The organism is Tenacibaculum sp. IMCC1 (assembly GCF_054906355.1).
On record NZ_CM142818.1, the window covers coordinates 1,252,936 to 1,264,548 of the forward strand.

Sequence of the window (11,613 nt, forward strand, 5' to 3'; positions counted from 1 at the left end):
TTTCTTAAAATTTTAAACCAGCTTCTCTTGCAGCGTCTGCTAATACTTTAACTCTTCCGTGGTATAAATATCCGTTACGGTCAAAAGCAACAGTATCAACACCAGCCTTTACAGCTTTTTCAGCAATAGCTTTACCTACAGCTGTAGCCGCTTCTGCTTTAGAACTAGATGTAATTTCTTTATCTCTTGATGATGCAGATGCTAATGTAACACCAGCAACGTCATCAATTAACTGAGCATAGATTTCTTTGTTACTTCTAAAAACTGATAACCTTGGTTTTTCAGCTGTACCTGTAACAATCTTTCTAATTCTATGCTTAATTCGTTGTCTTCTTTCAAGCTTTGATAATGCCATAATAATTTCTCTTATTTATTATGCAGATTTACCTGCTTTTCTTCTTAATACTTCTCCTACAAACTTAATTCCTTTTCCTTTGTAAGGTTCTGGCTTACGGAATGAACGAATTTTTGCTGCAACTTGACCAACTAATTGCTTGTCATGTGAAGTTAATTTTACGATTGGGTTCTTACCTTTTTCAGATACTGTTTCAACCTTAACTTCTGGAGCTAAATCTATTACAATATTGTGAGAGAAACCTAAGGCTAAATCTAATTTTTGTCCTTGGTTAGATGCTCTATAACCAACACCTACTAACTCTAACTCTTTAGTAAATCCTTTGCTAACACCTTCAACCATGTTATTGATTAAAGCACGGTATAAACCATGTGCTGCTCTATGATCTTTACTTTCTGATGGTCTTTCTAAAGTAATGGTACCATCTTCAACTTTTACAGTAATATCAGACTTAATTTCTTGAGTTAACTCTCCTAATTTTCCTTTTACTGTAACCACATTTCCGTCTACTTTCACTTCAACACCTTGTGGCAATGCGATTGGATTCTTTCCTATTCTACTCATCTTACAAAATGTTTTTTAGTAAACGTAACATAATACTTCACCACCAACGTTCTCTTGTCTTGCTTTTTTGTTTGTCATTACACCTTTTGATGTAGAAACAATAGCAATACCTAATCCGTTCAATACTCTTGGCATTTCTTTAGCGCCAACGTATCTACGTAAACCTGGTGTCGAAATTCTTTGAATCTTTCTGATTACTGATTCTTTCGTATCACGATCGTATTTTAAAGCTATCTTAATCGTTCCTTGAACCTTATCGTCATTGAACTGATAACTTAAAATGTAACCTTGATCGAACAAAATCTTCGTCATTTCCTTCTTCAACTTTGAAGCAGGAACTTCAACTACTCTGTGATTTGCTGCAATAGCATTTCTCACTCGAGTAAGAAAATCCGCGATTGGATCTGTATACATAGTTAATTAATTTTCGGTTTTGGTTTTTAGCATTATTATCTTATCAACGCAAATACTAAACCTGAAACCAGTTAATACTTATTTATTTGTTTTTTGAGTAAAATCTCATAAGCATTATACCATTTAAGTGGTATTTACTTACAAGGCGTAATTTACCCTATAAAAACAGAGTGCAAATATACATAAACTTTTTGAAAATCAAACCTTTTTGATGATTATCATTTTTAGTATCAAAATATTACGTTTCTGTAAGAGTATTTTAATTTTAAAATGAAATTAAAGTATGTATTAATTACACCTTTTTATTAAGCAAAAAGGTGTACAACTTTGTTTAGTTATACACCTTTATTTTGTATGGAAGAGCTTCTTACCAGCTTGCTTTCTTTACTCCTGGAATTAATCCTTGGTTAGCCATTTCACGGAAAGTAACACGTGAAATTCCGAACTGACGCATATATCCTTTTGGACGTCCAGTTAGTTTACAACGATTGTGCATTCTAATTGGTGATGCGTTTTTTGGCAACTTTTGTAATGCTTCATAGTCTCCAGCTTCTTTTAAAGCTTTTCTCTTTTCTGCATATTTAGCAACCATTTTAGCTCTTTTGCGCTCACGCGCTTTCATTGATTCTTTAGCCATCTTATTAATTCTTTTTAAATGGTAATCCTAATTCTCCTAATAATGATTTAGCTTCCTTATCAGTGCTTGCTGATGTTACAAAAGTAATATCCATACCACTAATTTTTTTCACTTGATCAATATTAATCTCTGGGTAGATGATTTGCTCAGTAATTCCTAAATTGTAATTACCTCTACCATCAAAACCATTTGCTTTGATACCGTTAAAGTCTCTTACACGTGGTAAAGAAGCTGTAACTAATCTATCTAAAAATTCGTACATTTTGTCTCCTCTTAACGTAACTTTTGCTCCAATAGGCATTCCTTTACGTAATTTGAAGTTTGCAACGTCTTTCTTAGAAATTGTAGGTACTGCTTTTTGACCAGTAATAGTAGTTAACTCATCAATAGCGTATTCTATTAATTTCTTATCTGCTATAGCTGCACCAACACCTTTACTTACTACTATCTTTTGTAATTTAGGCACTTGCATTACATTGCTATAACCAAATTCATCAGTAAGAGCTTTGATAACTCTGCTCTTGTACTCTTCTCTTAATCTTGGTACGTAACTCATTGTTATATTGCTTTATCTGATTTTTTTGAAACTCTGAACTTTTTTCCACTTTCCTTATCAAAATCATACCCTACTCTAACAGCTTCACCGTTTTCGATTAAGGCTACATTCGATATATGTAATGGAGCTTCCTTTTTTACAATTCCTCCTTGAGGGTTAGCAGCACTAGGTTTAGTGTGTTTAGACACCATATTTACACCTTCTACTACTACTCTATCCTTATCTTTAAGGATTTGTAAAACTTTTCCTTCAGATCCTTTATGATCCCCTGCTATAACTTTAACAGTATCTCCTGATTTAATTTTAAATTTTTTCATTTTAAAATCTGATTTTATAACACCTCAGGTGCTAATGATACTATTTTCATAAATTGTTTCTCACGTAATTCACGAGCCACAGGTCCGAATACACGAGTACCTCTCATTTCCTCTGAAGGATTTAAAAGTACACAAGCATTATCATCAAATCTGATATATGATCCGTCTTTACGTCTAACTTCTTTCTTAGTACGAACAACAACTGCACGAGATACTTGACCTTTCTTTACAGTTCCGTTTGGAGTTGCAGATTTTACTGAAACTACAATTTTATCTCCAACGCTAGCGTAACGCTTTTTTGTTCCTCCTAAAACTCTAATCACTAAAACTTCTTTTGCTCCAGTGTTATCTGCGACTTTTAATCTTGATTCTGTCTGTAACATATTATTTAGCTCTTTCTAGGATTTCTACTAATCTCCAACGCTTAGATTTACTCATAGGACGTGTTTCCATGATCCTTACAGTATCACCTTCGTTGCAATCGTTATTCTCGTCATGTGCAACGTACTTCTTAGTCTTCAATACGAACTTTCCGTACATTGGGTGCTTTACTCTTTTTACCTCGCTAACTACGATAGATTTCTCCATTTTGTTGCTAGATACTACACCGATTCTCTCTTTTCTAAGATTTCTTTTTTCCATCTTTAAAACTGACTAGAATTATTGTAATTCTCTTTTAGTTAACTCTGTAGCAATTCTTGCTACAGTTTTTCTTAAGCTACGTAACTCTAATGGGTTTTCCAATGGAGTTATGGCGTGAGCCATCTTAAGATCAGTATAATTTTTCTTCAACGCCCCTAGCTTTTCTTGTAAGTCAGCTGTTGATAATTCTTTAATTTCTGATTGTTTCATGATCTAATAGAATTAAGCGTTATAATCAAAATCTCTTGCTATTACAAACTTCGTTTTTACAGGAAGTTTTTGCGCTGCTAAACGTAAAGCTTCTTTTGCTACTTCCATTGGTACTCCACCAATTTCGAACAAAATTCTACCTGGTTTTACAACTGCTACAAAGTGATCTGGTGCACCTTTACCTTTACCCATACGTACCTCTAACGGTTTCTTTGTTATTGGTTTATCTGGGAAAATCTTAATCCAAAGTTGCCCCTCTCTTTTCATATAACGAGTTGCCGCAATACGAGCTGCCTCAATTTGACGAGAGGTAAGTAAGTTCTGATCTAATGATTTGATACCAAACATTCCGTTAGAAAGTTGAGTACCTCTACCAGAGTTACCTTTCATATTTCCTTTCGCCTTCTGTACCTTACGGTATTTTACTCTTTTTGGCTGTAACATTGTTAATTTCTTTTAAAAATTATTTTCTTCTGCGAGGTTGACGTTTACCACCACCTTTGTTTCCACTACCTTTTTGCTTAGATAGTCCAACTAATGGAGATAATTCACGTTTTCCATAAACCTCACCTTTCATAATCCATACTTTCACACCGATTCTTCCGTATGTAGTATGTGATTCAACAAGTGCATAATCGATGTCTGCTCTGAAGGTAGAAAGAGGAATTCTTCCTTCTTTGTAATGCTCAGAACGTGCCATTTCAGCTCCGTTTAAACGACCTGATAATTGAACTTTAATTCCTTCTGCATTCATTCTCATTGCAGCAGCGATTGCCATTTTAGTAGCTCGCTTGTAAGAAATTCTATTTTCAATTTGACGTGCGATACTAGCAGCAACTAATTTTGCATCTAATTCTGGACGCTTAATTTCGAAAATATTAATTTGAACTTCTTTACCAGTAATTTTCTTAAGCTCTTCTTTTAACTTGTCTACCTCTTGACCTCCTTTACCAATAATGATACCTGGACGTGCAGTAGTGATAGTAACGGTTACAAGTTTTAAGGTACGCTCAATAATAATTCTTGATACACTTGCTTTAGATAATCTAGCATATAAATACTTTCTTATCTTATCATCTTCAGCAATCTTATCTCCGTAGTCATTTCCACCATACCAGTTAGATTCCCATCCTCTGATAATTCCTAAACGATTTCCTATTGGATTTGTCTTTTGTCCCATTTCTACTTTGATTAATTACTATTATTTTTAGTTCCTAACTCTAAAGTTACGTGATTAGAACGCTTACGAATTCTATGTGCACGACCTTGCGGAGCTGGTCTTAACCTTTTTAACATACCTGCGCTATCAACACAAATTGATTTTACGTATAATCCAGCATCTTCAATGCTTGCATCTTCATTTTTAGCTTGCCAGTTAGCAATAGCTGATAATAATAACTTTTCTAAGTTACGTGATGCTTCTTTTGGACTGAACTTTAAGATTTGTAAAGCTTTTTCAACTTCTACTCCTCTTACTAAATCTGCTACCAAGCGCATTTTTCTTGGTGATGTAGGACAATTAGTTAATTTAGCGAAAGCTCTAGACTTTCTAGCTTCTTTTAACTGTGTTGCCATGTTATGTTTACGACTTCCCATAATTTCCTACTATTTTTTACCTTTATTTTTTGCACCAGCATGTCCTCTAAATGAGCGTGTTGGTGAAAATTCGCCTAATTTATGACCTACCATGTTTTCAGTAACGTAAACTGGTACAAACTGACGTCCGTTGTGAACTGCAATTGTTTGCCCTACGAAATCAGGAGTAATCATACTTGCTCTAGACCAAGTTTTGATAACTGACTTACTACCTGCTTCTACGTTAGCTAACACTTTTTTCTCTAACTTATAGTGAACGTAAGGTCCTTTTTTTAATGATCTTGCCATGGTTTATTATTTCTTTCTACGTTCTACGATATACTTATTACTAGCTTTGGTCTTTGATCTAGTCTTAAATCCTTTAGCAGGAATACCGTTTCTAGATCTTGGATGCCCTCCAGAAGAACGTCCTTCTCCACCTCCCATTGGGTGATCAACTGGGTTCATTCTTACTGCATTTGTTCTTGGTCTTCTTCCTAACCATCTACTTCTACCTGCTTTACCCGAAACTAATAATTGGTGGTCTGAGTTAGACACTACTCCAATTGTAGCCATACAAGTTAATAAGATAAATCTTGTTTCTCCAGAAGGTAATTTAACAGTTGCATATTTACCTTCTTTTGCAACTAACTGAGCAAAAGCTCCAGCAGAACGAGCCATAACAGCTCCTTGACCTGGGTGTAACTCAATACAAGAAATTGTAGTTCCTAAAGGAATTTCACTTAAATACATAGCGTTACCTACTTCTGGAGCTACTTCCTTTCCTGAAATGATTGTTTGACCTACTTTTAATCCGTTTTGTGCAATCACATAACGTTTTTCACCATCAGCATAACTAACTAATGCAATAAATGCAGTACGGTTTGGATCGTACTCAATAGTTTTTACTGTTGCAGGAATACCTTGCTTATCTCTTTTAAAATCGATAATACGGTATTTTTGTTTATGACCTCCACCGATGTTACGTGTAGTCATTCTACCCTGGTTGTTTCGACCTCCAGATCGTTTTTTCGGAGCTAATAAAGATTTCTCCGGCTTATCAGTAGTAATGGTGTCGAACCCATTTACAACTCTAAAACGCTGACCTGGTGTTATTGGTTTTAATTTTCTAACTGACATTCTGTCTTTTCTTAAAGATTGTTATAAAAATCAATAGTTTCTCCTTCAGCTAACTGAACGATTGCCTTTTTGTATCCACCTGTTAATCCAGTAACTAAACCTTTTTTAGTGTATTTAGTTTTTCTTTGTACTGGATAATTCATTGTTTTTACAGATTCAATCGCTACACCATAAGCAGCTTCTACAGCTCCTTTGATTTCTAATTTGTTAGCTTTTTTATTTACAACAAATGTATAACGGTTGTTTAACTCGCTATCATTTGTAGCTTTTTCTGTAATAATAGGTTTAATTAAAATACTCATCTTGTTCCCTATTTACTTAAATTAGACTCAATTCCTTCTAGAGAGCTTTCTGAAATAACCACTTTATTAGCATTTAAAACGCTATACGTGTTAATACCTGAAGCATCTACTACTTTAGAACCTTTTAAGTTACGAGATGATAAGTAAACATTCTTACTTTCTTCACCTAATACGAATAAAGACTTTTTAGCGTCTAATTCTAAAGCTTTTAATACATTGATAAACTCTTTAGTTTTTGGAGCTTCAAAATTGAAGTCTTCAACAACTACTAAATTGTTTTCTTTTGCTTGAATACTTAAAGCTGACTTACGTGCTAAACGCTTTAAGTTTTTATTTAACTTAAAAGAATAGTTTCTAGGTCTTGGACCAAACATACGTCCACCACCTCTAAAAACACCAGACTTGATACTACCCGCACGAGCTGTACCAGTTCCTTTTTGTTTTTTTATCTTTCTTGTACTACCAGCAATCTCAGCTCTTTCTTTCGATTTATGAGTACCTTGTCTTTGATTAGCCAAATACTGCTTTACATCTAAATAAATTGCATGATCATTTGGCTCAATTCCGAATACCTCGTTAGAAAGTTCAACTTTTCTACCAGTATCTTTTCCTGTAATATCTAATACTGCTACTTTCATTATTTCTCGATAGTTACATAAGAGTTTTTGTGACCAGGAATTGCTCCTTTTACAACGATAAGATTCTTATCTGCAACCACTTTTAAAACTCTTAAATTTTGAACTTTTACTTTGTCTCCACCCATACGACCTGCCATACGCATTCCTTTGAATACTCTTGCAGGGTATGATGCTGCACCAATTGAACCTGGAGCTCTTAAACGGTTATGTTGACCGTGAGTTGCTTGTCCAACCCCGCCAAAACCATGACGTTTAACAACACCTTGAAAACCTTTACCTTTTGAAACTCCTGATACATCAACGAATTCTCCTTCAGCAAAGTGTTCAACAGTAATTGAGTCACCTAATTTGTACTCACCTTCGAATCCTTGGAACTCAACGACCTTTCTTTTAGCAGATGTACCAGCTTTTTTAAAGTGACCATCTAAAGCCTTGTTAGAGCTTTTTGCTTTTTTGTCATCGAAACCAAGTTGTAACGCGTTATAGCCGTCAACCTCTTCGGTTCTGACTTGGGTAACAACGCAAGGACCTGCTTCGATTACAGTACAAGGAATATTTTTCCCATTTTCATCGAATAAGCTGGTCATTCCTACTTTTCTTCCTATTAACCCAGACATATTTGTTAATTTTCAGACGATAGATTTTAATTTATCCAGCGCGTCTATTAATAAAATAATTTTTTGAAACAAATGTTTCTTGTTTTCCTTCGAACTTCTCAAAAAAAAAAAAGAGCGAAAAACATCTTCACTCTTTGAATTTGTTTTACCGTTTTTCCTTCGCGAAACCCTCAGGACATGTCATTTCTGAATACTTTTCAGAAACTTACACACTCCGAAAACTAAAATTTCGGTGTGCAAAAGTATAAAAAACTTTCGGCTTAACAAAATTAAACCGAAAGTTATTCATTTACTTATACTTTGATCTCAACTTCAACTCCACTTGGTAACTCAAGTTTCATTAGCGCATCAATAGTTTTTGAAGAAGAACTATAAATGTCTAATAATCTTTTGTAAGCAGATAATTGAAATTGTTCTCTTGATTTTTTGTTTACGTGTGGTGAACGTAACACTGTAAAAATCTTTTTATTTGTTGGTAAAGGAATTGGTCCGTTTACTACAGCACCAGTACTCTTTACTGTTTTTACGATTTTCTCAGCAGACTTGTCTACTAAATTATAATCGTAAGATTTTAACTTTATTCTAATTTTTTGACTCATCTTAATTAACCTTTAGCGTTTGCGATTACTTCTTCTGAAATGTTACTTGGAGTTTCTGCATAGTGAGAGAATTCCATAGTAGAAGTTGCTCTACCTGAAGATAATGTTCTTAAAGAAGTAACATATCCAAACATTTCTGATAAAGGAACGATTGCTTTTACTACTTTAGATCCAGCACGATCGCTCATATCGTTTACTTGTCCTCTTCTTCTGTTTAAGTCTCCAACGATATCTCCCATGTTCTCCTCTGGAGTTAACACTTCTAATTTCATCATTGGTTCCATGATTACAGCTCTTGCAGCTTTTGCAGCAGCTTTATAACCTAACTTAGCAGCTAATTCGAATGATAATTGATCAGAATCTACAGGGTGGAAAGATCCATCCTTTAAAGTAATCTTCATCGAATCCATTTCATAACCAGCTAAAGGACCATTCTTCATTGCCTCTTTGAATCCTTTCTCTACAGAAGGTACAAATTCCTTAGGAACGTTACCACCTTTAATAATAGACTCAAATTGTAATCCTGTAACACCTTCATCAGCAGGCTCCATAGTAAACACAATATCAGCAAATTTACCACGTCCACCAGATTGTTTCTTATAAACCTCTCTGTGATCTGCAGTAGCTGTTAAAGCTTCTTTGTACTCTACTTGTGGTTGTCCTTGATTTACTTCAACCTTAAACTCACGCTTTAAACGGTCAACAATAATATCTAAGTGTAACTCACCCATTCCAGAAATTACAGTTTGACCTGAAGCATCATCTGTTTTTACAGTAAATGTTGGATCTTCCTCTGCTAATTTACCTAAAGCCATACCTAACTTATCAACGTCAGCCTTAGTTTTTGGTTCAACAGCAATACCGATTACTGGATCTGGGAAATCCATTGATTCTAAAACAATTGGATTCTTTTCATCAGATAAGGTATCTCCTGTTTTAATATCTTTAAATCCTACAGCAGCTCCAATATCTCCAGCTTCAATAAAGTCGATAGCATTTTGCTTGTTAGAGTGCATTTGGTATATACGTGAAATACGTTCTTTTTTACCTGAACGGTTGTTCAACACATAAGAACCTGCATCTAAACGACCAGAATAAGCGCGGAAGAATGCTAAACGTCCTACGAAAGGATCTGTAGCAATTTTAAATGCTAAAGCTGAAAATGGTGCTTTTGCATCTGGCTTACGTGTTTCTTCCTCACCAGTATCAGGATTAGTTCCTACGATATTATCTCTATCTACTGGCGAAGGTAAATAACGACATACAGCATCTAATAAAAACTGAACACCTTTATTTTTGAATGATGAACCACATACCATTGGAATAATAGACATATCCATTACAGCAGCTCTTAATGCAGCATGCACTTCTTCTTCTGTAATTGAATCTTCATCTTCCATGTACTTCTCTAATAAGTTTTCGTCATAAGCAGCAACCTCTTCGATTAACTTACCACGTAACTCACGAGCTTCTTCTTTCAATTCTTCTGGAATTTCTACAACATCAAAAGTTGACCCGTAGTTGTCATCATGCCATACAATAGCACGGTTTTTAACTAAATCAACAATTCCTTTAAAATCTGCTTCATCACCAATGTTTAATACGATTGGCACTGCATTAGACTTTAACATGTCTTTTACTTGCTGACATACTGCTAAGAAGTTTGCTCCTTGACGGTCCATTTTGTTAACGAAACCGATACGTGGTACTTTATAGTTATCAGCTAAACGCCAGTTAGTTTCAGATTGTGGCTCAACTCCGTCTACTGCAGAGAATAAGAACACTAACCCGTCTAATACACGTAACGAACGGTTTACCTCTACGGTAAAATCAACGTGACCTGGAGTATCAATAATATTAAAATGGTATCCCTTAGCATCAGCGGTAGGCTGTCCATTTTCGGTTGGGAATTGCCAAGTACAAGTAGTAGCTGCAGAAGTAATTGTAATACCTCTTTCAGCTTCTTGCTCCATCCAGTCCATTGTAGAAGCACCATCGTGAACCTCTCCAATTTTGTGAGACACCCCTGTATAGAAAAGGATACGCTCAGTTGTTGTTGTTTTACCAGCATCAATATGAGCAGCAATACCGATATTTCTTGTATATTTTAAATCTCTTGCCATTTCTTATTAAAATCTAAAGTGTGAGAATGCTTTGTTTGCTTCAGCCATCTTATGAGTATCAACTCTTTTCTTAACAGCAGCGCCTTCTTCTTTAGCAGCAGCTAAAATCTCAGCAGCTAAACGCTGTGCCATTGTTTTTTCATTACGCTTACGCGCATAAGAAATCATCCATTTAATCGCCATAGAAACCTTACGGTCTGGACGAATTTGCATTGGAATTTGGAAAGTTGCACCACCAACACGGCGAGAACGAACTTCTACGTGAGGCATCACGTTAGATAAACCATCTTTCCACACTTCTAAAGCCGACTTTTCTTCGTCAGTTTTCTTTTCGTTTACGATATCCATTGCATCGTAAAACACTTTGAACGCTACAGATTTTTTACCGTCCCACATTAAGTTATTCACAAAACGTGTAACTAATTGATCGTTGAATCTTGGATCCGGTAACAAAACTCTTTTTTTAGCTCTTCTTTTCCTCATGTCTTTACATTAAAAAAGTTACTAATTAATTTTTACTTTTTGTCTTTTGGGCGTTTTGCACCGTACTTAGATCTACGTTGGGTTCTACCCTCAACTCCAGCAGTATCTAATGCTCCACGTACCACGTGATATTTAACACCTGGTAAATCTTTTACCCTTCCACCTCTAACTAATACTATCGAGTGCTCTTGCAAGTTGTGTCCCTCACCTGGAATATACGCGTTGATTTCATTACCATTTGTTAAACGCACCCTTGCAACCTTACGCATCGCTGAGTTAGGTTTCTTAGGTGTAGTGGTATACACACGCGTACAAACTCCACGTCTTTGTGGACATGCTTGTAAAGCAGCCGATTTACTCTTCTTAGTTATTTTGGCTCTTCCTTTACGAACTAATTGTTGAATAGTTGGCATACTAAATTATTACTTGTTTTTAATTTGT

21 protein-coding genes are annotated in these 11,613 nt (G+C 35.3%); all 21 read right to left on the reverse strand.

Going from position 1 to position 11,613, the window contains the following annotated elements; genetic code table 11:
- Positions 1–4 precede the first annotated feature (4 nt).
- Positions 5–355 carry a 50S ribosomal protein L18 gene (gene rplR / locus ACXIHB_RS05840; RefSeq protein ID WP_047789824.1) on the reverse strand — a complete coding sequence of 117 codons (351 nt, stop codon included), beginning with the start codon at positions 353–355 and terminating at the stop codon, positions 5–7.
- Between the two features lie 18 nt (positions 356–373).
- Positions 374–919 (reverse strand): 50S ribosomal protein L6, encoded by a 546-nt coding sequence (gene rplF / locus ACXIHB_RS05845; RefSeq protein ID WP_047789825.1) that lies wholly within the window; start codon positions 917–919, stop codon positions 374–376.
- 15 nt (positions 920–934) lie between these two features.
- Positions 935–1,333, reverse strand: coding sequence for a 30S ribosomal protein S8 (rpsH, locus tag ACXIHB_RS05850; protein WP_047789826.1), 399 nt, complete (start codon positions 1,331–1,333; stop codon positions 935–937).
- A gap of 367 nt (positions 1,334–1,700) precedes the next feature.
- On the reverse strand, positions 1,701–1,970 hold the full coding sequence (gene rpsN, locus ACXIHB_RS05855) for a 30S ribosomal protein S14 (protein ID WP_028890738.1): 270 nt from the start codon (positions 1,968–1,970) through the stop codon (positions 1,701–1,703).
- Positions 1,971–1,974: 4 nt separating this feature from the next.
- On the reverse strand, positions 1,975–2,526 hold the full coding sequence (rplE, locus tag ACXIHB_RS05860) for a 50S ribosomal protein L5 (RefSeq protein ID WP_047789827.1): 552 nt from the start codon (positions 2,524–2,526) through the stop codon (positions 1,975–1,977).
- A gap of 2 nt (positions 2,527–2,528) precedes the next feature.
- Positions 2,529–2,843, reverse strand: a complete 315-nt coding sequence (rplX, locus tag ACXIHB_RS05865) for a 50S ribosomal protein L24 (protein ID WP_047789828.1) — start codon at positions 2,841–2,843, stop codon at positions 2,529–2,531.
- A gap of 14 nt (positions 2,844–2,857) precedes the next feature.
- Entirely contained in the window at positions 2,858–3,226 is a 369-nt protein-coding gene (gene rplN, locus ACXIHB_RS05870; RefSeq protein WP_047789829.1) for a 50S ribosomal protein L14, read from the reverse strand.
- Position 3,227: 1 nt separating this feature from the next.
- Positions 3,228–3,485, reverse strand: a complete 258-nt coding sequence (rpsQ, locus tag ACXIHB_RS05875) for a 30S ribosomal protein S17 (RefSeq protein ID WP_028890734.1) — start codon at positions 3,483–3,485, stop codon at positions 3,228–3,230.
- An 18-nt stretch (positions 3,486–3,503) separates the two neighbouring features.
- On the reverse strand, positions 3,504–3,695 hold the full coding sequence (gene rpmC / locus ACXIHB_RS05880; protein ID WP_028890733.1) for a 50S ribosomal protein L29: 192 nt from the start codon (positions 3,693–3,695) through the stop codon (positions 3,504–3,506).
- Between the two features lie 12 nt (positions 3,696–3,707).
- Positions 3,708–4,139 (reverse strand): 50S ribosomal protein L16, encoded by a 432-nt coding sequence (gene rplP, locus ACXIHB_RS05885; protein WP_047789830.1) that lies wholly within the window; start codon positions 4,137–4,139, stop codon positions 3,708–3,710.
- 19 nt (positions 4,140–4,158) lie between these two features.
- Positions 4,159–4,875 (reverse strand): 30S ribosomal protein S3, encoded by a 717-nt coding sequence (rpsC, locus tag ACXIHB_RS05890; RefSeq protein WP_047789831.1) that lies wholly within the window; start codon positions 4,873–4,875, stop codon positions 4,159–4,161.
- An 11-nt stretch (positions 4,876–4,886) separates the two neighbouring features.
- Positions 4,887–5,291 (reverse strand): 50S ribosomal protein L22, encoded by a 405-nt coding sequence (gene rplV, locus ACXIHB_RS05895; protein ID WP_028890730.1) that lies wholly within the window; start codon positions 5,289–5,291, stop codon positions 4,887–4,889.
- A gap of 9 nt (positions 5,292–5,300) precedes the next feature.
- The gene (rpsS, locus tag ACXIHB_RS05900) at positions 5,301–5,579 is read right to left on the reverse strand and encodes a 30S ribosomal protein S19 (protein ID WP_028890729.1); all 279 of its coding nucleotides are present in this window, start codon (positions 5,577–5,579) and stop codon (positions 5,301–5,303) included.
- Positions 5,580–5,585: 6 nt separating this feature from the next.
- Positions 5,586–6,410: a 50S ribosomal protein L2 gene (gene rplB, locus ACXIHB_RS05905; RefSeq protein ID WP_047789832.1), complete on the reverse strand. Its 825-nt coding sequence runs from the start codon at positions 6,408–6,410 to the stop codon at positions 5,586–5,588.
- Between the two features lie 11 nt (positions 6,411–6,421).
- Complete coding sequence (gene rplW / locus ACXIHB_RS05910; RefSeq protein ID WP_125343660.1) at positions 6,422–6,712, reverse strand: 50S ribosomal protein L23; 291 nt, start codon at positions 6,710–6,712, stop codon at positions 6,422–6,424.
- An 8-nt stretch (positions 6,713–6,720) separates the two neighbouring features.
- Complete coding sequence (gene rplD / locus ACXIHB_RS05915) at positions 6,721–7,350, reverse strand: 50S ribosomal protein L4 (protein ID WP_047789834.1); 630 nt, start codon at positions 7,348–7,350, stop codon at positions 6,721–6,723.
- A complete protein-coding gene (gene rplC / locus ACXIHB_RS05920) occupies positions 7,350–7,967 on the reverse strand; it encodes a 50S ribosomal protein L3 (protein WP_047789835.1) in 618 nt (205 codons plus the stop codon). The genes rplD and rplC overlap by 1 nt, the downstream gene beginning before the upstream one ends.
- Positions 7,968–8,260: 293 nt before the next feature.
- Positions 8,261–8,566, reverse strand: a complete 306-nt coding sequence (rpsJ, locus tag ACXIHB_RS05925; protein WP_024740605.1) for a 30S ribosomal protein S10 — start codon at positions 8,564–8,566, stop codon at positions 8,261–8,263.
- Between the two features lie 5 nt (positions 8,567–8,571).
- Complete coding sequence (fusA, locus tag ACXIHB_RS05930) at positions 8,572–10,689, reverse strand: elongation factor G (protein ID WP_047789836.1); 2,118 nt, start codon at positions 10,687–10,689, stop codon at positions 8,572–8,574.
- Positions 10,690–10,695: 6 nt separating this feature from the next.
- The gene (gene rpsG / locus ACXIHB_RS05935) at positions 10,696–11,172 is read right to left on the reverse strand and encodes a 30S ribosomal protein S7 (protein ID WP_028890723.1); all 477 of its coding nucleotides are present in this window, start codon (positions 11,170–11,172) and stop codon (positions 10,696–10,698) included.
- A 32-nt stretch (positions 11,173–11,204) separates the two neighbouring features.
- Entirely contained in the window at positions 11,205–11,585 is a 381-nt protein-coding gene (rpsL, locus tag ACXIHB_RS05940) for a 30S ribosomal protein S12 (RefSeq protein ID WP_028890722.1), read from the reverse strand.
- Between the last annotated feature and the right edge of the window lie 28 nt (positions 11,586–11,613).